General features: G+C 69.1%; 17 protein-coding genes. 15 read left to right on the forward strand and 2 right to left on the reverse strand.

What is annotated here, in order from left to right; translation table 11 throughout:
* Position 1: 1 nt before the first annotated feature.
* The 7 genes from kdpB to BMY69_RS01515 all read left to right on the forward strand — a co-directional run bounded on the left by kdpB (position 2) and on the right by BMY69_RS01515 (position 8,265).
* Positions 2 to 2,074 carry a potassium-transporting ATPase subunit KdpB gene (gene kdpB / locus BMY69_RS01485; RefSeq protein WP_090175082.1) on the forward strand — a complete coding sequence of 691 codons (2,073 nt, stop codon included), beginning with the start codon at positions 2 to 4 and terminating at the stop codon, positions 2,072 to 2,074.
* 14 nt (positions 2,075 to 2,088) lie between these two features.
* The gene (locus tag BMY69_RS01490; protein ID WP_090057931.1) at positions 2,089 to 2,283 is read left to right on the forward strand and encodes a hypothetical protein; all 195 of its coding nucleotides are present in this window, start codon (positions 2,089 to 2,091) and stop codon (positions 2,281 to 2,283) included.
* A gap of 52 nt (positions 2,284 to 2,335) precedes the next feature.
* A complete protein-coding gene (locus BMY69_RS01495; RefSeq protein WP_090175083.1) occupies positions 2,336 to 3,754 on the forward strand; it encodes an outer membrane beta-barrel protein in 1,419 nt (472 codons plus the stop codon).
* 14 nt (positions 3,755 to 3,768) lie between these two features.
* Entirely contained in the window at positions 3,769 to 4,344 is a 576-nt protein-coding gene (gene kdpC, locus BMY69_RS01500) for a potassium-transporting ATPase subunit KdpC (RefSeq protein WP_090175084.1), read from the forward strand.
* Between the two features lie 78 nt (positions 4,345 to 4,422).
* Positions 4,423 to 7,083, forward strand: coding sequence for a sensor histidine kinase (locus tag BMY69_RS01505; RefSeq protein WP_090175085.1), 2,661 nt, complete (start codon positions 4,423 to 4,425; stop codon positions 7,081 to 7,083).
* Positions 7,080 to 7,778, forward strand: coding sequence for a response regulator (locus BMY69_RS01510; RefSeq protein WP_090175086.1), 699 nt, complete (start codon positions 7,080 to 7,082; stop codon positions 7,776 to 7,778). Before BMY69_RS01505 ends, BMY69_RS01510 begins: the two co-directional genes overlap by 4 nt.
* Positions 7,779 to 7,926: 148 nt before the next feature.
* A complete protein-coding gene (locus BMY69_RS01515; protein WP_090057918.1) occupies positions 7,927 to 8,265 on the forward strand; it encodes a hypothetical protein in 339 nt (112 codons plus the stop codon).
* Between the two features lie 146 nt (positions 8,266 to 8,411).
* Here the strand turns inward: BMY69_RS01515 and BMY69_RS01520 are convergent, their stop codons facing one another.
* Complete coding sequence (locus BMY69_RS01520) at positions 8,412 to 9,200, reverse strand: AraC family transcriptional regulator (RefSeq protein ID WP_090175087.1); 789 nt, start codon at positions 9,198 to 9,200, stop codon at positions 8,412 to 8,414.
* A 141-nt stretch (positions 9,201 to 9,341) separates the two neighbouring features.
* On the opposite strand from BMY69_RS01520, the gene BMY69_RS01525 reads away from it, so the two are divergent.
* From BMY69_RS01525 to BMY69_RS01560, 8 genes are all read left to right on the forward strand, one after another.
* Positions 9,342 to 9,599 carry a hypothetical protein gene (locus BMY69_RS01525; protein ID WP_090057914.1) on the forward strand — a complete coding sequence of 86 codons (258 nt, stop codon included), beginning with the start codon at positions 9,342 to 9,344 and terminating at the stop codon, positions 9,597 to 9,599.
* Between the two features lie 61 nt (positions 9,600 to 9,660).
* Positions 9,661 to 10,122: a MarR family winged helix-turn-helix transcriptional regulator gene (locus BMY69_RS01530; RefSeq protein ID WP_090057911.1), complete on the forward strand. Its 462-nt coding sequence runs from the start codon at positions 9,661 to 9,663 to the stop codon at positions 10,120 to 10,122.
* 23 nt (positions 10,123 to 10,145) lie between these two features.
* Positions 10,146 to 11,606, forward strand: coding sequence for an efflux transporter outer membrane subunit (locus tag BMY69_RS01535; protein ID WP_090057909.1), 1,461 nt, complete (start codon positions 10,146 to 10,148; stop codon positions 11,604 to 11,606).
* Between the two features lie 22 nt (positions 11,607 to 11,628).
* The gene (locus BMY69_RS01540; protein WP_090057906.1) at positions 11,629 to 12,840 is read left to right on the forward strand and encodes an HlyD/EmrA/EmrK family protein; all 1,212 of its coding nucleotides are present in this window, start codon (positions 11,629 to 11,631) and stop codon (positions 12,838 to 12,840) included.
* A 73-nt stretch (positions 12,841 to 12,913) separates the two neighbouring features.
* On the forward strand, positions 12,914 to 14,446 hold the full coding sequence (locus tag BMY69_RS01545) for a DHA2 family efflux MFS transporter permease subunit (RefSeq protein ID WP_090057904.1): 1,533 nt from the start codon (positions 12,914 to 12,916) through the stop codon (positions 14,444 to 14,446).
* Positions 14,447 to 14,637: 191 nt separating this feature from the next.
* On the forward strand, positions 14,638 to 17,025 hold the full coding sequence (locus BMY69_RS01550) for a hypothetical protein (RefSeq protein WP_090175088.1): 2,388 nt from the start codon (positions 14,638 to 14,640) through the stop codon (positions 17,023 to 17,025).
* Positions 17,022 to 18,005 (forward strand): hypothetical protein, encoded by a 984-nt coding sequence (locus tag BMY69_RS01555; RefSeq protein WP_090175089.1) that lies wholly within the window; start codon positions 17,022 to 17,024, stop codon positions 18,003 to 18,005. Before BMY69_RS01550 ends, BMY69_RS01555 begins: the two co-directional genes overlap by 4 nt.
* Positions 18,002 to 19,336 carry a hypothetical protein gene (locus BMY69_RS01560; protein ID WP_090175090.1) on the forward strand — a complete coding sequence of 445 codons (1,335 nt, stop codon included), beginning with the start codon at positions 18,002 to 18,004 and terminating at the stop codon, positions 19,334 to 19,336. Before BMY69_RS01555 ends, BMY69_RS01560 begins: the two co-directional genes overlap by 4 nt.
* A gap of 222 nt (positions 19,337 to 19,558) precedes the next feature.
* On the opposite strand, the gene BMY69_RS01565 is transcribed toward BMY69_RS01560, so the two are convergent.
* Positions 19,559 to 20,092, reverse strand: a complete 534-nt coding sequence (locus BMY69_RS01565) for an acyloxyacyl hydrolase (protein WP_090057896.1) — start codon at positions 20,090 to 20,092, stop codon at positions 19,559 to 19,561.
* Positions 20,093 to 20,106: the final 14 nt, after the last annotated feature.

Here is a 20,106-nt window from a genome sequence, read left to right on the forward strand (position 1 = left end):
CATGACTACGCATGCCCCCGTCGCGCGCGGCTTCGACCGTGCGCTGGTCACCCGCGCCCTGAAGGACGCGTTCCTCAAGCTCTCGCCGCGCCTGCAGTTCCGCAATCCGGTGATGTTCGTCGTGTTCGTCTGCAGCGTGCTGACCACGCTGCTCTGGGTCCAGGCCCTGGCCGGTCATGGCGAGGCGCCCGCCGGCTTCATCTTCTGGGTCAGCCTGTGGCTGTGGTTCACCCTGCTCTTCGCGAACTTCGCGGAAGCCCTCGCCGAGGGTCGCGGCAAGGCGCAGGCGGACTCGCTGCGCGGCTCGCGCCGCGACGTGATGGCGAAGAAGCTCGCATCGGCGAGCCGCGAGGCGGCGGTCGTCTTCACGCCGTCGAGCGAGCTGCGCAGCGGACACCACGTGCTGGTCGAAGCCGGCGACATCGTGCCGGGCGACGGTGAAATCGTCGAAGGCGCGGCCAGCGTGGACGAGAGCGCGATCACCGGCGAGTCCGCCCCCGTGATCCGCGAATCCGGCGGCGACCGCAGCGCGGTCACCGGTGGCACGCGCGTACTCTCCGACTGGCTGGTCGTGCGCATCGCCAGCAACCCCGGCGAGAGCTTCCTCGACCGCATGATCGCGATGGTGGAAGGCGCGTCGCGCCGCAAGACGCCGAACGAGATCGCGCTGACCATCCTGCTGGCGAAGTTCACGCTGATCTTCCTGCTCGCCTGCGCCACCCTGCTGCCGTACTCGATCTACAGCGTGCAGGCGGCCGGCAGCGGCCACCCGATCACGCTGACGGTGCTTGTCGCACTGCTCGTCTGCCTGATTCCGACGACGATCGGCGCGCTGCTTTCGGCGATCGGCATCGCCGGCATGGACCGCATGATCCGCGCCAACGTCATCGCCACGTCCGGCCGCGCGGTGGAAGCCGCGGGCGACGTCGACGTGCTGCTGCTCGACAAGACGGGCACGATCACGCTGGGCAACCGCCAGGCGGTGGCCTTCCATCCGGCGCCCGGCATCGAGGAACGCGAGCTGGCGGAAGCCGCCGAACTGGCGTCGCGCGCCGACGAGACGCCGGAAGGCCGCAGCATCGTCGTGCTGGCGCAGAAGGCCTTCGGCTGGACCGAGCGCCGTAGCGAAGACCGCCGCGCCGTGTTCGTGCCGTTCTCGGCGCAGACGCGCATGAGCGGCGTCGACGCCGGCACGCGCCACATCCGCAAGGGTGCGATGGACGCGGTCGAGCGCTATCTCGACACGCAGGACTCGCACCTGCCGCCGCTGGTGCGCCGCATGGCCGAGGACGTCGCCCGCCGTGGCGCCACGCCGCTCGTCGTCGTCGACGGCTCGCTCACGCTTGGCGTCGTCGAGCTGAAGGACATCGTCAAGGACGGCATCAAGGAGCGCTTCGCGCAGCTGCGGCGCATGGGCATCCGCACGGTGATGATCACCGGCGACAACCCGCTCACCGCCGCCGCCATCGCCGCCGAGGCGGGGGTGGACGATTTCCTCGCCGAGGCCACGCCGGAAGCGAAGCTGAAGCTGATCCGCGACATGCAGGCGGAAAACCGTCTCGTCGCGATGTGCGGCGACGGCACCAACGACGCACCCGCGCTCGCGCAGGCCGACGTGGCGGTCGCGATGAACAGCGGCACGCAGGCTGCCAAGGAGGCCGGCAACATGGTCGACCTCGACTCGAACCCGACCAAGCTGATCGAGGTGGTGGGCATCGGCAAGCAGATGCTGATCACGCGAGGCGCGCTGACCACGTTCTCGATCGCGAACGACATCGCCAAGTACTTCGCGATCATCCCGGCGGCGTTCGCGACGACCTATCCGGCGCTCGACCGGCTCAACGTCATGCACCTCGCGACACCGCAGAGCGCGATCCTGTCCGCCGTGATCTTCAACGCGCTGATCATCGTCTTCCTGATCCCGCTCGCCCTCAAGGGCGTCGCGTACCGCGCCCTGGGCGCCGCCGCGCTGCTTCGCCGCAACCTGCTCGTCTACGGCCTGGGCGGCGCGATCGTGCCGTTCATCGGCATCAAGCTCATCGACATGCTGCTGGTCCTCGTCGGACTGGCCTGAACCGAGGTCATCCCATGCAATCCGTGAAGCTCACCGTCGTCATCGACGATCGCGCCGATCTCGACATGGAAGTCCGCGTCGTCGCGCCGGAGGCGGCGGCGACGGCGGTAACGAACGCGCCCACGACGTTGCGCCGGCCGCACGTCGTGCCCGTCGCCCGCGACACGGTCGACGACGAATACACGCTCGGCGGCTACGCCGGCATCTGACATCCACCCACCGACTTACCGAGAGGGGTCCCGCGAGGGATCGGTACACACTATGCGCACCACACGTTATGTCTTCGCCGCCGCCCTGCTGGCACTCGCTCCCTTCACCCGCGCGATGGCCGCCGACAGCGACGACTGCTCCCAGGGCTTCGCGTCGCGCTTCGCCGCGGCCTACCGCGAGGACGCCCGTCCGGCCGATCCCGACGCAGCGGCGCCGGCACGCCGCGCCATGCCCTCGCCGCTCCCGTCGCCGCCGTTCCCCTCGGCGGAATGGCAGCTCGGCGGCGTCGCCTATCCGATCGGCGTGCCCAATCTGAACACGCGCTACCCGCTCGAGAAGGCGCTCGCGTGCAACCGCTTCGGCAAGTGGATGACGGACAACCGCATCGAGATCTACGGCTGGCTCAACGCCTCGGTAAACGCCAGCACGTCGTCGCGCTCGAACTATCCCCTGTCCTACGCGACGCGGCCGAACCGCGTCGAGTTCAACCAGGCGCTGCTGCGCATCGAACGTCTCCCGGACACGGTGCAGACCGATCACATCGACTGGGGTTTCCACCTCGACAACCTCTACGGCTACGACTACCACTACACCACGATGAAGGGCGTCTTCAGCAACCAGCTGCTGAACCATCCGCGCGCCGGACAGGCGCTCAACGGCAAGACGTACGGCTACGACCCGATGCTGTTCTACGGCGAGATCTACCTGCCGCACGTGGCCGAGGGCATGGTGGTCCGCGTCGGTCGCTACCTGTCGCTGCCCGACATCGAGGCGCAGTTCTCGCCGAACAACTACCTCGTGACGCATTCGGTGCTCTACACCGTCGATCCGTACACGCAGATGGGCGTGATGACGACGACGCGGCTCAACGCGCAGTGGACCCTGCAGGTAGGCATCAACGGCGGTAACGACACGGCGGTGTGGAACCACTCGTCGCGCCCGACGCTGCAGGCCTGCGTCCGCTGGGTGTCGAAAGACAACAACGACATGCTGTACCCCTGCGTCAACAGCTTCAACACCTCCGACTACAACTACAACAACGTGCAGATGTACGTGACGACGTGGGGCCACCGCTTCACCGACAACGTGCACATCCTCACGGAGGCCTATTACATGTACGGCCGCAACATCCCCGGCTTCGGCCCCGGTGGCGAACCCGGCGTGGTCGCGTCGTCGCCGCTGCCCGGCAAGGCCGGCGAATACGGCATCGTGAACTACCTCAACATCGCGCTGAATCCGCTGAACATGATCTCGATCCGTAACGAGTGGTACAACGACCAGAAGGGCCAGCGCACGGGCTACGCCACGCGCTACACGACCCACACGGTCGGACTCACGCACTGGGTCAGTCCCGATCTCGAGATCCGTCCGGAGGTGCGCGTCGAGAAGTCGTACGACATGCCCGCCTATGACCGTGGTCGCAAGGACTACCAGGCGAGCCTGATCGTCGACGCGATCTGGCACTACTGAGGAGAGCAGCCGCCATGGCAAAGATCCTGCGCAACGGTATCGTCCTGCTCCTGCTGCTCACCGCCGTGACCGGCGTGGCCTATCCGCTCGCCGTGACGGCTGTCGCCGCGGTGCTGTTCCCGGGGCAGGCGAACGGCAGCGTCGTCGAGCGCGACGGGAAACCGGTCGGCTCGTCGCTCATCGGCCAGTCCTTCACCACGCCCGGTTACTTCTGGGGGCGTCCGTCCGCGACCACGCCTGGCCCGGACAACGCGGCCGCGTCGACCGGTTCGAATCTCGGCCCGACCAACCCGGCGCTGGCGGAGGCCGCGAAGCAACGAATCGCGGCACTCCGGGCCGCCGATCCCGGCAATGCGGCACTCGTGCCCGTCGAACTCGTCGCCGCGTCGGCCAGCGGTCTGGACCCGGAGATCTCTCCAGCGGCCGCCCGGTATCAGGTCGCGCGCGTGGCGCGTGCCCGCGGGCTGGATGTCGCAAAGGTGCAGGCGCTGGTCGACGAACACACGCAGCAGCGTCAGCTCGGTGTGCTCGGCGAGCCGCGGGTGAATGTGCTCGCGCTGAACATGGCGCTGGATTCCGTCGCCCGCTAACGGCCGCCGTACGCCGCGTGCGCTCCCGCGGCGCTACGGCTAACCTTCGTACCGCACGTTTTCCCACCGGCCTTCTCCATGACCGATACCCGCGACGCCCGCGCCGATGCCTTGCTCAACGCGGTCAATGCCGAGGATGGGCAGCATCTGAAGGTCTTCCTCGGGGCCGCTCCCGGCGTCGGCAAGACTTACGCGATGCTCGCGGCGGCGCGCGACATGCGCCGCCAGGGTGTCGATGTCGTCGTCGGCCTGGTGGAAACGCATGGCAGGGCCGAGACCTCGGCGCTGCTCGAGGGCATGGAGATCCTGCCGACGCGCAAGGTACGGCATGCCGGCCGCGACTTCCGCGAGTTCGACCTCGAGGCGGCGCTGGTCCGCCGCCCGGCCGTGATCCTGGTGGACGAGCTGGCCCATACCAACCTGCCGGGCGGTCGTCATTCGCGTCGCTGGCAGGACATCGCCGAACTGCTGGATGCCGGTATCGAGGTCTATACCGCGCTGAACGTGCAGCACCTGGAAAGCCTCAACGACCAGGTGCGGCGGATCACCGGCGTGGCGGTGCGCGAAACGGTGCCCGACGCGTTCCTCGACCGGGCACGCGACATCGTGCTGGTCGACCTGCCGCCGCGCGAGCTCATCGCGCGGTTGCGGCAGGGCAAGGTCTACGTGCCGGAGACCGCGGCGGTCGCGCTGGAGGCGTTCTTCTCGCCCACGAACCTCGCCGCGCTGCGCGAACTCGCGGTGGAGACCGTGGCCGCGCACGTCGACAGCGACCTGCGCGACCACATGCTCGCGCGTGGCGGCGTCATGCCGGTACGGCGGCGGGTGATGGTGGCCATCGACGGCGCGGCGCAAAGCGACTACCTCGTGCGCGTGGCGCGGCGCATCGCGGAACGGCGCGGCGCGCCATGGAGCGTGGTCTTCGTCGACCGTGGCCGTGTCGATCCCGAACGACGCGAGCGCGTCGACGCGGCGATGCGCCTCGCGCGTCGCCTGGGCGGCGAGGAGGTGGTGCTTCGCGGTCATGCGATCGCCGACGAACTCCTCGCTTGGGCCGACCGCGAAGGCGTCGGCCAGATCATCGTCGGACGCACCCGCGAGCGTCCGATCGCGCGTCGCCTCGGCTACTCGCTGACGCAACGGCTGCTCCGCCGCGCGGCGCACCTGGAACTCACGATCGTCGCGACGCCCGCGGAGCGGGCGCGCGCACGCCACCGGCTGCGCGTCGGCAACGACCTCGGGTCGCGGCGCGAATACGGACTCGCCACGGTGGCGACGGTCATCGCGATGGCGTTCTCGTTCATCGCCGACCGGTTCCTCTCCGTCGCGAATCTCTCGCTCGTGTTCCTGACCGCCGTGCTGTTCGTCGCCGCCCGTACGCGCATGGCGGTCGCCGTGTACATGGCCCTGCTGTGTTTCGTCGGTTACAACTTCTTCTTCGCGCCACCGCGCTACACGCTGGCGATCGCCAACGCCGACGACGTGCTCGCGGTGGTCCTGTTCCTCGTCGCGGCACTCGTGTGCAGCCGGCTCGCGACGCGGCTCGCGGGTCAGGTGCAGTCGCTGCGCGCGGCGCAGGCGCGGGCTCGCACGCTCGTGTCGCTCGGGCAGCAGCTGGCCACGGCGAGCGACGCGGCGGCCGTGCGTCTCGTCGGCGCTCGCGCGCTCGCGCGCGCCCTGGACGTCGATGCCGCGATGCTCGTGCGCGACGCCTCGATGACGCTGGTGGCCGAGACGGCGGCGCCGTCGCCCTTCGAGCTGACGCCGCAGGATCGCGCGGCGGCGGACTGGTGCGAGCAGCATGGCGAGCCCGCCGGTCGCTTCACCGATACGCTGCGCGCGGCGAACTGCTGGATGCTGCCCCTCGGGGGCGAAACGCAGGCCTCCGGCGTCGCCGCCCTGCGTTATCCCGCCGGGACGCGGGAGCCCGATGTGGACCGGCGCGGACTCGCGATGGCCATGGTGCAGGACATCGGCCAGGCGCTCGAGCGCGCGAGGCTGGCCGCGGAACTCGAAGGCGCCCGCGTGAAGGCGGAGACCGAGGGCCTGCGCAACGCCCTGCTCTCGTCGGTGTCGCACGATCTCCGCTCGCCGCTCGCATCGATGATCGGGTCGGCCGGCACGCTGCTCAGCTATGACGAGAAGCTGCCCGCCGACGAACGGCACGCGCTGTTGCAGGCGATCCTCGGCGAGGGCCAGCGGCTCGATCGCTACATCCAGAACCTGCTCGACATGACGCGCCTGGGCCACGGCAACCTGACCCTGCACCGCGACTGGATCGACGCGGGCGAGGTCGTCGCGTCCGCGGTCGCGCGCATGCGCCAGCTCTTTCCCGACACCCGCATCGACGTGACGTTGCCGAAGGAGACCGTGCTGCTGCACGTGCATCCCGCGCTCGTCGAGCAGGCGTTGTTCAACATCCTCGAGAACGCCGCGCGCTTCTCGCCGCCGGGCGAGGCGGTGCGCGTCGTCGTGCGACGCGAGGCCGGACGCCTGCTGGTCGACGTCAACGATCGCGGGCCCGGCATTCCCGAGGAAGAGCGCGCGATGATCTTCGACATGTTCTATTCCGTCTCCCGCGGCGACCGGGGCGGGCAGGGCACGGGCCTCGGCCTCGCGATCTGCCGTGGCATGATCGGCGCCCACGGCGGCAACGTGGAGGCCTTGCCCCAGCCGGGCGGTGGCACGACCATGCGTATCTCGCTGCCCCTGTCCGATCCGCCCGACGAGAACCGATGAACCCTACCGCCCCCCGAGTGCTGGTGATCGACGACGAAGCGCAGATCCGCCGCTTCCTCGACATCGGGCTCCGCGCCGAGGGCTACCACGTGTTCCTCGCCGAAACGGGCGAGCAGGGCCTCGGGCTCGCGGCGACGCAGTCGCCCGACGTGGTGATCCTCGACATCGGCCTGCCCGATCGCGAGGGCCACGACGTGCTGCGCGAGATCCGCCAGTGGAGCGACGTGCCGGTGCTCATGCTCTCGGTGCGCGACGCGGAAAGCGAGAAGGTCAAGGCGCTTGACCTCGGCGCGAACGACTACGTGACCAAGCCGTTCGGCATCCAGGAGCTGATGGCGCGCCTGCGCGTGCTGTTGCGCCAGGGTGCGAAGGGCGGTCAGGCCGATGCCCCCGTGCGCTACGACGATGGCACGCTGAGCGTCGACCTCGCCCGGCGCGAGGTGTTCCTCGACGGCGCGCCTGTCGCGCTCACGCGCAAGGAGTTCGCCGTGCTGTCGCTGCTCGTGCGCCATCCGGGCCGCGTGGTCGGCCAGCAACAGATCCTGCGCGACGTGTGGGGCGCGACGCATACGCAGGACACGCATTACCTGCGGATCGTGATGGGCAAGCTGCGCCAGAAGCTCGGCGACGATCCGTCGACGCCGCGATGGCTGAAGACCGAGCCGGGTGTCGGGTATCGCTTCCCCGCGCATTGACGCGCCGGTCACGAGGCTTTCATCGCGGACGAGTCGCGCGTGATACGCGTCACAAGGCGGGAGATCGCCCCGCATTTTCAGACTGGTCTGATGTGCTTTCCCATGACATCGAACGACGCTCGCGCCTCCATCAAGAGAGGAGCGTCCCGTGCACCGAACCACCCTCGTCCACCTGCTTCTGCCACTTGCCGTTTTCGCCCTGCCGGGCCACGCGCTCGCGGTCGATTGCGCCGCCGATCACTTCGTCGCCGGGCAGCGCACGCTGCCCACCCATGGCGAGGCGATGGCGCAATGCCGCGCCGAAGAACTGGCAATGACGGACCCGGACCGCGGTAACTACGAAGCGCAGCGATCCTGCTACGACGTCACGTCGCCGGGCATGCACGGCGAGTGGCAACACGGACGCATCGCCGTCGATGTCGTGGAGCGCGAGTCGGGCGACGCATACACGTTCGAGGCGCTCTGGATGTGCAAGCCGCTGAACTGACGAACTGCTGCCCTGGTGGGAGCGGACCTGGCCGCAACCTTCGCCTGTGGGAGCGGACCTGGCCGCGATTGGCTTTTCGCCGAGCGCCACAGGCCCTGTCGCACCTCGCGAAAAGCGATCGCGGCCAGGTCCGCTCCTACAGCGGCTCAGCCCAGCGCCTGCCGCGCCAGGTACCGGCCGGGCGAATCGCCGAAGGCCTTGCGGAACATCGCCACGAACGCGCTCGGCGTGGCGTAGCCGAGCGCGTCCGACACGAGCGACACCGGATCGCCGTTCGCAAGCCGCTCCAGCGCGCACGCCAGGCGTGCCTGCTGTCGCCACTGCGCGACGCTGACCTGCGTTTCCTGGCGGAAGAGCCGCGTCAGCGTACGCACCGACATGCCGGCCCAGCTCGCCCATTCGTCGATGCCGCGGGTGTCGTCGGGACGTTCGTACATCGCCATGGCGATGCGGCGCAGGCGCCGGTCCTCGGGCCATGGGAGGTGCAGCTCCTCGACCGGCGCGCGGCGCATCTCGTCGAGCAGCACTTCGAACAGGCGGTCCCGCGCGGGATCCGGCGGCGCGTCGAGCGGCCAGCTGGCAGCCCGTTTGACGATGGCGCGGAAGAGGTCGTTGACGCCGAACACGCAGGGCCGGTCCGGCAGCGTGGCGGCGACCGACGGCGCGATGAACACGGCCCACGCGTGGCTCGGGCCCGCGATGCTCACGGTGTGGCGGGTGCCCGGTGGCATCCAGCCGGCACGGTGCGGCGGCAGGAGCCACGACCCGTGATCCGTTCGGGTGATGACAAGCCCCTGTTCCACGTAAAAAAACTGGCCACGCACATGGCTGTGCCAGTCGATCTCCTTCAACGGAATCTCCCCGCGCGCCTCGTAGGCGACGAGGGGCGGCCCGTCGGCCGATTCCAGCAAGTCGTGCACGGCGTCGTGGAGCATGTTGGCCGATCCTCGATATAAGTTGGCCCGATGACGATAACAGGCCTAAAGCTTCCTCGCTAACATTTGCAGTCCCAACTATCTGTCCCGCATGGGGCGCCCCAGGCACCCGGAAGGGACCTCGACACGGAGATCGTCCCCATGATCCGTCTCGTCACCCATGACCACGACCAGCTCGGCGAAGGCCGGGAAGCCGGCGACGCGCTGGTGACCTTCGTGGCCTGCGCCCACGCCATGCTCGACCCGGCGACGCCGGAAGAGCAGGTGCGGCGCCTCGAAACCCGTCTTCTGGCCCAGCTGCCGACCCTGCGCGCGCTCGGCGTCTTCGACCTCTTCGACATCCGCGATCCGGCCCTGGCCACGCTGCTGGCGGACGAGGATGAACTGATGCCGACCTGACAATATCTGCCCTACGCATATTTGCCTTGACAACTATATTCCAGGCAATAGAATATGCGTCATGAACAAGGCCGCATGCCCCACTTCGCCCGATGGTCGTGACAGCCTCGGGTCCCTCATCGGCTCGGTCCGCGGCGAAATCGTCCGCGCGATCGAGTCCGATCTGGCGCAACTCGGCGTCGGGCTGAAGTTCACCCAGTTCCACATGCTGAAGTACCTGGCGCTCCACGGATCGACGTCGGCCTCGGAGCTCGCGCGGGGTGTGAACCTCGACGCTGGCGCCATGACCCGCCAGCTCGACCAGCTAGAGGCCAAGGGCTACCTGCGCCGCCAGCCGCACGAACAGGATCGCCGCGCGCTTCGCATCGAACTGACCGAGGCCGGCGTGGCCTTGTGGCGTCATCTGCACGAATCGAGCGCAGGCACGCTCGAGCGTGCGCAGCGCGACCTTTCTCCGGAAGAACGGGTACGGCTGCACGACTACCTGGGGCGCGTGCTCAACGCGCTCCGCGACAAAGACTGATTCAACCGTCGAGGCTACAACTCATGCGTCTGCACACTCTCGTGGCGGCCGTCGGCGCCGCGCTCATCCTTTCCGGCTGCGTGACCAGCCGCGGACTGGAGCCGCAGGGCCAGCTCAGCGATCCGTCCACCCTCCACGCCGACCGCAGCCTGGCGAAGGCGCAGGTCTCTCCGGCGAACTGGCCGGCCGCCGACTGGTGGACGGGCCTGGGTGACAGCCAGCTCGACGCGCTGATCGCCGAAGCGCTGAAGGGCAACCCGGATCTCGCCGTGGCCGAGGCGCGTGTGCGCCAGGCGCAGGCCCAGTCCGGCGCCGCGGACGCCGCGCGCGATCCGACCTTCGGCGTCGGTGGCGGCATCGCCGGCGCGCGCCTTCCGGGCACGCTGCTGCCGCCGCCCACCGGCAACCACTTCGGCTGGACGAAATACGGCTACGGCAACTTCAGCTGGGACCTCGATCTCTGGGGCGGCAAGCGCGACGCGTGGGAAGCCGCGGTCGGCGCGCAGCGCGCCAGCGAGATCGACGCGCGCGCGGCGCGCATCGAGATCTCGACCAACGTCGCCCGGGCGTACGTGCAGCTGGGCTACGCGTTCACGCAGCTCGACGTCGCGAAGGCCGAACTCGAGCGCAGCCAGGCATCGGGCACGCTGACGCGCCAGCGCGTCGCGGCCGGCGTCGACAACCAGATCCAGGTCAAGCAGGCCGACAGCGAAATCGCCACGGCGGAACGCGAAGTCGCCGTCGCGGAGCGCGCGATCGACAGCTCGCGCAGCGCGCTGAGCGTGCTGCTCGGCAAGGGTCCGGACCGCGGCCTCGACATCGCTCGTCCGGCCGCGCTCGCGCCGTCGGCCGTCGCCGTGCCCGCGAACCTGCCGGCCGATCTGCTGGGCCATCGTGCCGACCTCGTCGCCGCGCGCTGGCGCGTCGAAGCGGCGTCGAAGAACATCGCCGCGGCGAAGACGGAATTCCTCCCCAACGTGAGCCTCGGCATCCTCGCCGCGCAGGTCGCGCCGGGTTCGGAGAACCTGTTCTCCGCCCGTGCCCGCTTCGCGCAGATCCTGCCCGCCTTCAGCCTGCCGATCTTCGATGGCGGCCGCCTGCGCGCGAACCTCGCGGGCAAGGATGCGGACTACGACCTCGCCGTCGCGCAGTACAACAAGATCCTCGTCGGCGCGCTCAACGAAGTGTCCGACGATCTGTCGGCGCTCGATTCGACCGGCACGCAGATCGCGGCGCAGCAGCGCGCGCAGGACGCCGCGCAGCAGGCGTACGACCTCTCGCAGCAGCGCTACAAGGCCGGTGTCGGCAGCTACCTCGAATCGCTGATCGTGCGCCAGCAGCTGCTCCAGGCCGAGCAGCGCATGGCCGCGCTCCGCGCGCAGCAGGTCGACACCTCCGTCCAACTGATCCAGGCGCTCGGCGGCGGCTTCCGCCCCGAGGCGGGCGACCAGCCGGTCGCCGCCGCCACGCCGGCCAACAACTAAGACTCGTCCCGAGGCCATTACGATGTCCCAAGAAAACACCGCCCCCGCCGGCGCCGTCGTCGCGCCGCCACCGAAGAGCCGTCGCGGGTTCTTCCTCAAGCTCCTCGTTGCCGTCATCGTGCTGGCCGGCATCGGCTGGACCGTGTGGTATTTCGTCGACGGTCGCTGGTACGAGGACACCGACGACGCCTACGTCAACGGCAACGTCGTGCAGATCACGCCGCAGATCGCGGCCACCGTCCTGTCGATCACGGCGGACGACGGCGACCTCGTGCACAAGGGCGACGTGCTGGTGAAGCTCGACAACGCCGATGCGCAGATCGCCCTGCTCAGCGCGCGCGCCGACCTCGCGAACACCGTCCGTCGCGTGCGCGGTCTGTACAACAACGTGACTTCCGCCCAGGCCGACGTCGCCGTCCGCCAGACGGCCGTCGACCGTGCCCGCGCCGATTACAACCGCCGCCGCGACCTTGCGAAGTCGGGTGCGATCTCGGCCGAGGAACTCTCGCACGCCCTCGACACGCTGACGTCCGCGGAAAGCAGCCTCGCCTCGGCGAAGCAGTCGTACAGCACGAGCAAGGTGCTGGTCGACGACACGGTGGTCGCGTCGCATCCCGACGTGCGCGCCGCGGCCGCGAAGCTCCGCTCGGCCTACCTCGACGAGGCGCGCACCACGATCGTCGCGCCGGTCGATGGCTACGTCGCCAAGCGCTCGGTGCAGCTCGGCCAGCGCGTCCAGCCGGGTGCTGCCCTCATGGCCGTCGTGCCGCTCCACGAGGTGTGGATCGACGCGAACTTCAAGGAAACGCAACTCACGCACATGCGCATCGGCCAGCCGGTCGACGTGACGGCCGACGTGTACGGCAGCGACGTCGTCTACAAGGCGAAGATCCGTAGCCTCGGCATCGGCAGCGGCAGCGCGTTCTCCCTGCTGCCCGCGCAGAACGCGACGGGTAACTGGATCAAGATCGTGCAGCGCGTCCCGGTGCGCGTGGTCTTCACCGATCCCAAGCAGCTCGACGCCAAGCCGCTGCGCCTCGGCCTCTCCACCAAGGTGACCGTGTCGCTGCACGACCAGAATGGCGCGTTGCTGGCGCAGCAGCCGCCGGCGAAGCCGGAGTTCGCCACGGACGTGTACGACCATCGCCTCGATGGCGTGGATGCCGAGATCGCGAAGGTGATCCACGAGAACGCGGCCGCCGGCGAAGGCGAGCAGGAGAAGGCGCCGAAGTGAGGCGCCTTACCGGACGGTGCCGGCCCTCGCGCCGGCGCCGTCCCGTCATTCCCTTCCTAACCCAGGCTTTTCCATGAGCACCGAATTTCGACCGCCCAATCTGGCGCTGTCCACGGTCGGCCTCTCGCTCGCGACGTTCATGCAGGTGCTCGACACCACGATCGCGAACGTCTCGCTGCCCACCATCGCGGGCAACCTGGGCGTCAGTTCCAACCAGAGCACGTGGGTCATCACCTCGTTCGCGGTGAGCAACGCCATCGCGCTTCCGCTCACCGGCTTCCTCACGCGTCGGTTCGGCGAGACCAAGCTGTTCGTCTGGGCGACGCTGCTCTTCTCGCTGGCGTCGTTCCTGTGCGGCATCGCGCAGAGCATGAGCATGCTGATCCTGTTCCGCGCCATCCAGGGCGCGGTCGCGGGTCCGATGTATCCCATCACGCAGAGCCTGCTGATATCGATCTATCCACCCGCCAAACGCGGCATGGCGCTCGCGCTGCTCGCCATGGTCACGGTCGTCGCGCCGATCGCGGGCCCGATCCTCGGCGGCTGGATCACGGACAACTACACCTGGCCGTGGATCTTCTTCATCAACGTGCCGATCGGCATCTTCGCCAGCTTCGTGGTGGGTAACCAGATGAAGGGACGCCCGGAGACCACCGAGCGGCCGAAGGTGGACTACGTGGGCCTGATCACGCTCATCATCGGCGTGGGCGCGCTGCAGATCGTGCTCGACAAGGGCAACGACGAAGACTGGTTCTCGTCGACGTTCATCGTCATCACCGCGATCATCGCGGTCATCGGCCTCGCCGTGTTCCTGATCTGGGAGCTGACGGACAAGGATCCGATCGTCAACCTGAAGCTCTTCCGGCATCGCAATTTCGCGATGGGCACGTTGTGCCTCGTGCTGGCGTACGCGGCGTTCTTCGCCATCGGCCTGCTCGTGCCGCAGTGGCTCCAGCGCAACGTGGGTTACACGTCCACCTGGGCGGGTCTCGCGGCGGCACCGCTCGGCATCCTGCCCGTGATCCTGACGCCCTTCGTCGGCAAGTACTCGCACCGGTTCGACCTGCGCATCCTGGCTTCCGGCGCGTTCCTCGTCATGGGCGCCACGTGTTTCATGCGTTCGGACTTCTACCTGGACATCGACTTCTACAGCGTCGCGATGGTGCAGCTGATCCAGGGTCTCGGCGTGGCGCTGTTCTTCACCCCGGTGCTCACGATCCTGCTTTCGGACCTGCAGCCGCGGGAAATCGCGTCGGGCTCGGGCCTCGCGACGTTCCTGCGCACGCTGGGCGGCAGTTTCGCCGCCTCGCTGACGACGTTCCTCTGGGATCACCGCGCGATCGTGCATCACGAGCGTCTCGCGGAGCACATCACGCCGTTCGATCCCACGTCGCAGCAGGCGCTGGCCCAGATCGGGCACGGCGATCCGCAGTACGCGGCGGCCGCGGTGAACCAGATGATCACGCAGCAGGGTTACCAGATCTCGTTCAACGAGGTGTTCCACATGCTGGGCTACGTGTTCATCGGACTGGTGCTGGTGGTCTGGCTCGCCAAGCCTCCGTTCACGGCCAAGGCCGGATCGGCGGCGACCGCCGGCGGGCACTGACGCCGCGGTCGACGGACGGCGCTTCGCTTCCCCGGCGGAGCGCCGTCCGAATTTCCTCACGCCCCATCGCACGGCAACGCACGTCGCGGTTGCCGTGACTGCCCATTTCAGGCGGTCTACGGCGATGTGACGGTGCACGCGCCGCGCGGCGATGGCAGCATCCGCGGCCGGACGTGAGGAAAGGAAAAGGCATGAAGCCTTGGTGGTGGCGCCGTGGAGCAGGCCTGGCAGGCCTCGGCGCGTTGATGTTGGCTCCGTTGTTTTCCGGCGCGGGCATCCTGCTCGTGCTCGGGCTTCCCTTCGAGCATCTGCGCTTCGGTCTCGCGTTCGACTACGTCGGCACGCTCGACATGCCGACGGTGCGCCCCTTCGCCACGCGGATCCGCTGGGGCGGCACCCTCGGGGCGCTGCTGCCGCTGGCGGCATGCGTGGCGTGGATCCGGCACCGACGCGAAAGGTGGCTCGCCTTTCCGCGGCCCGCCCGCGTGCGCCCGTTCCTGTCGCCGCGGGAACTGCCGGATCGGCCGCGATGGACGCGTCCGCACCAGCCGAGCCTCGGGCGCGGTCTCGTGCGCCGGCTGCGGTTGCCGCCGGGCGAATCGCTGCTGATCGTGGCGCCCGACTACGGGCCGGCGCTGAGGCACCTGGCCGACGCCGTCGTCACGGCCACGGGACCGTTGCTGGTGCTGGACGTCGACGGCCTGCTCTATCGCGACACCGCCGGCCAGCGCGCGGCCGAGGGCGGCATCGTGCGGCTGGCGCCGTTCGGCGGCGGCGTGCCATGGAATCCGCTCGCCGCCGGCTGGCGGTCGGAGGCCCTCGACGACACCGCGCTGCAGGCGCTGGCGCAGCGATGGTTTCCCGAGCGGCGCCGCATGGAGCGCGCGCTCGTCAGTCAGGTGCATGCGGTGTTCGTCGCCCTGGTGCACGCGGTCGACGACGTGCTGCGCGCGGGCGGCGAGGCCGTGCCACCCGCGCCCGGCGACCTCTGGCGGCTGCTCGCCACGGGCGACGGGCGGCTCGAACCGGCCTGGCTGCACGCGCTCGCGGACGCGCCCGGGCTGCGCGCGACGACGCGCGACAGCTTGCGCCGCTGCGCGGCGTGCGATGCCGTCCTGCTCGACGCGGTGGCGGAACGCCTCGCCGAACCGCTGCGCGCCTTCGCGGGCGAGGACATCGACGCCGGCACGCGCGGCACGGCCCTGCGCTTCGACGCGAGCGACCCGCGCACGGTGTACGTGCACGTGCCGGCGGGCCGCTGCGATGCGGCCGGGCCCCTGCTCGACGCGCTGCTCGCACAATGGCGCGACGCCATGCGCCATGCGGAGGGCACGCTGGCGATCCACGCACTCGATCACTGGCCGCGCCCGGCCGGCCTGCTGGTGCACATGGCGTCGCCGGAGCCGCTGCGCGTGTTCGCATCGGTGCGGCGCCTCGCGCCCTGCCTCGGCGACACGGGCGGCGCCGCGCTCATGGGCGATCTCTTCGGCGTGGTGGCCTGGCACGGCTGGCGCGACACCGACCGCGCCACGCGCGAGGCGCCGGCGCTCGCGGCGCATCTCGCGCACCGCGGCCGATACCAAGCCGCGCACTACCCGAAAGCCGTGAGCGTCGACGACCTGCTTCGCCCGCGCGGCGGAGAGCAGCTGATCGTCGCGCCGGACCTCATGCGTCCGCTGCGCTGTCGTCTGCCTCGCCCGGTGCGCAACTTGCCCGCGCCGCCCATCCTCGAAGGAGCCCCCATGTCGCTGCCCCGCCCGCTCGCCGCGCTCGCGGCCACGCTGCTCGCCGCCTGCTCGTCACCGCCGCCGACCGCGACACCGCCCGTCGCGACGGCAGCCGACCCCTGTCCGTTCTGGCCACCCGATTCGATGGCCCCGGAGGCGACGAGCAGCTTCCATCTCGGCCCGCACCGCTTCTGCGTGCAGCAGCGGCTGTTCCATAACCTGATCCGGGCATCGCAGGACCGTGTGGGCTTCGCGCTGAACTGGCCGACGCTCGAACCGCTGCCGCCCGACCTCGACGAAGACGCCGATCAGGACACCTTCGTCTCGACTCTCGAGATCAGGATCGACTACTTCGACAAGTTGACCGACGAGGAGGCCCGCGTCTTGCCCCTCAGATGGGTCCAGCCGTTGCGTCCAAACCACCCCGAGGACCGGAAGCGCCCCGACGACAATCTTGACCTGAGGATCATGGGTGCCCCGGTCCACGGCCTGACGCCGTATTACGCCGACCTGCCCGCGATCCGGCGTTACTACCAGGATCTGTACGGCCACGATACGCGGGCCGGTCTGCCCGACACTCAGGAAGACTGGTTCGTCGACATGGACGAACACGGCATCCCGCGCACGGTGCTCAAGTGCTCGGTCGCGGAGGTGCCCGATGGCGTGCGCCTGGTGAACGATCGCCTGGTGCATGATCCCAAAATCTTCCGACGCGCAACATGCATGCACATGTTCGCGATCCCCGAATACAAGTCGGCCGCGCGCATCACCTACCAGCGGATCATCGCGCCGGACTGGAAACGCATCGAAACGCGCGTCCGCGCGATCCTCGCTAACGGAGAAATGCGATGAACGCGCCCGCTCTTTCCGAGCGCGACATGGTGGTGCTCCGGCACTACGCAGCGGAAGGCAATCGCGAGCTCTACTGGAGCTACCTCGCCCAGCTTCCCGGCAACGACGGCTATGGCCGTCCTCGCGCTGGGCGCGTAGCTCCGATGCCGCTAGCCCGTACGCTCGCCGCGCTCGCGGCCACGCTGATCGCCGCTTGCTCGTCACCCCCGCCGACCGCGACACCGCCCGTCGCGACGGCAGCCGACCCCTGTCCGTTCTGGCCACCCGATTCGATGGCACCGGAGGCGACGAGCAGCTTCCACCTCGGCCCGCACCGCTTCTGCGTGCAGCAGCGGCTGTTCCATAACCTGATCCGGCCCATGCGCCACAGCGTCGGCATCGCTCTGAACTGGCCGACGCTCGAACCGCTTCCGCCGGACCTCGACGAGGACGCCGATCAGGACACGTTCCTGTCGACGCTCGATATCCAGATGAGCTATCTGGAAAACCTGACCGACGAGGAGGCCCGCGTCTTGCCCCTCAGATGGGTCCAGCCGTTGCGTCCAAACCACCCCGAGGACCGGAAGCGCCCCGACGACAATCTGGACCTGCGGATCAAGGGCGACCCGTTCCACGGCCTAACGTCGTACTACGCCGACCTGCCCGCGATACGGCGTTACTACCAGGATATCGACGGGTTCGATACCACGGCGGGCCTACCCGACGCCCAGAACGATTGGTTCGTCGACATGGACGAACACGGTATCCCGCGTACGGTGCTCAAGTGCTCGGTCGCGGCCGTGCCCGATGGCGTGCGTCTGGTGAACGGCCGCCTGGCGCACGATCCCAGCGTCTTTCGGCGAGCTACCTGCACCCACTCCTTCCTTCTTCGCGAGTACAAAGCGGACGTTTACATCACCTACCAGCGGATCATCGCGCCGGACTGGAAACGCATCGAAACGCGCGTCCGCGCGATCCTCGCTAACGGAGAAATGCGATGAACGCGCCCGCTCTTTCCGAGCGCGACATGGTGGTGCTCCGGCACTACGCAGCGGAAGGCAATCGCGAACTCTACTGGAACTACCTCGCCCAGCTCCCTGGCAACGACGGCTACGGACGACTGGCGCTGGGCGTGGTCCGCAACGACAACATGCCGGGTGCCACCGCGAACCTCTACGCGCAGAACTACGCCTGGCGTCACCATCGCATCGCCCTCAGCGAACGGGAATGGGACCGCTTCGGCGTCGACCTCATGCAGCGGGACCTGGTCATTCGGCAGCAGCATTTCGAGGCGGGTCGGCTCGCGCTCGCATTGAACCTCCGGGCCGATGAGGTCCGTCAGGTCCACAAGGCCGCCTTCCAGAACATCAAAGTCGACGCCGACGCCTGGACCCCCAATAAGCTGCTGACCGCAGCGCGCCGCGCCGGCGAGGCCGAAGCTGCGCGGCAGATCGCGGCGCACCGCGAACGCGGCGAGCCGGTGCCGGACGAAGCCGCGCACACCGCGCGCATCGTCGACCAGCGCATGGAGAAGGTCTGGTCGAGCATGCTCGACAACGACGCGCTGGGCCTCTACCGCGGTGCCGACACGCTGGCCAGTCTCGCCGCCGCGCAGGACATGCCGGTGGTCGACCGCCTCGTCTATGCGCGCGACATGGCCGAGGCCTATGCCGGTGCCATGCACGACCGGCCGCACCTGGACCCGCACCTGATCGGAAAGGGCGATCGCCACTACACCCGCGACGAGGACGGACGCTGGCTCGAACAACGGGTGCCGCCACCGCTGGCGCTCGATTTCATCGACAGGGTGCATGCCGTCGAGGACGGACCGCTGCGACGCGAACTGGAGGATACCCATCGCCTGCGCCACGAGCGGGAAGCGGCGCGCGACGCGATGCATCCGGACGACCCGGGCAAGCACATCGCCTCGCCGCATCCGCTTGCCGACGTGAGGCCGCTATCCACGCTGCCCCAGGCCGGCGACGATCCGATCTATGCGGCCATCCGCCTGCAGATGCCGATCGAGGTCACCGACGACAAGGTCGCCGAGGCGGCGCTCGCCGCGCGACAGGCGGGCATCCATCGCGAAAGCGACCTGCCGCCGGTCGATCTGGACACGAGGGACATGATCGTCTTCGGGTCCACGCTCTGGCGGCCCGGCTTCGCGGTGGACGCGACCACGCCGGCCCCGCCGCGCGAGGCGAGCCTCGCCCAAGCGGCGACGCTCGACGAGCAGGCCGTCGAGCGGGAGCAGGAGCGGCAGATGGAACTGGCGATGACGGCGCGCCAGGCGCCGTCGCATCGGATGCGCGGGCCGGTGCTGGACTTTTGAGCCGACCCGGCGCGCGCGATCGCCTCGGGGCTGGATTCCAGCGCAGGGGGATGGGGGGTGGGGAATGGGAGCGCGATTCCCGGCGTAAGGCCAGGAGGACCGTTTGCGCTGCGGTTACCGTACCGCCAGCGCAAACGGTCGGCGCCCTCATGCGTACGCCGGCCGTGCCGCTCCCGATTCCCACCTCCCCGCCCCGCGCGCGGCAAGCGCGCTTCGCTTGAATCAGATATCGAAGCCGATACCCACCAGCGCCATGGTCTCGCCGCGGTTCGGCTCCTGGAAGCCGCCGTTGGAGATGTGGCGGACCTGGAAGCTGACGTTCTTGTACTGCCAGCCGAGGGTGCTGACGAACTCGTAGCCGCTGGACAGCGCCTGCGTGCGGCCGCCGGCCGTGCCCGCGACCTGGAAGCTGAAGAAGAACGGCTGGTACCAGTCGCCGGCGCTGCCGTAGTGGAAGCGCGCGCCCAGGGCGCCGACCCAGATGTCGTCGTCGACGCCCGGATTCGAGTTGCGGTAACGATTGATGTCGCGACCCTTGATGTAGCCGATGGAGACGTCCGGCGACCACGTGAAGCGGCTGTGGCCCATGGTCTGCGGGTCGAACACGGCCTCGACGAAGAACGCGTTGGTGCCGTAGCTGTTCATGTAACTGCGACCACCCTGCACTTCCAGGTGCGTCTGGGCAGCGGCGGGAACGGAAACGGCGGCGAGCGACAGGGCGGCGAGGACGCCGAGGGCGAGGCGGGACGAGCGCATGGGACGGGGGCCTT

This window comes from Luteibacter sp. UNC138MFCol5.1, assembly GCF_900110505.1.
GTDB lineage: Bacteria > Pseudomonadota > Gammaproteobacteria > Xanthomonadales > Rhodanobacteraceae > Luteibacter.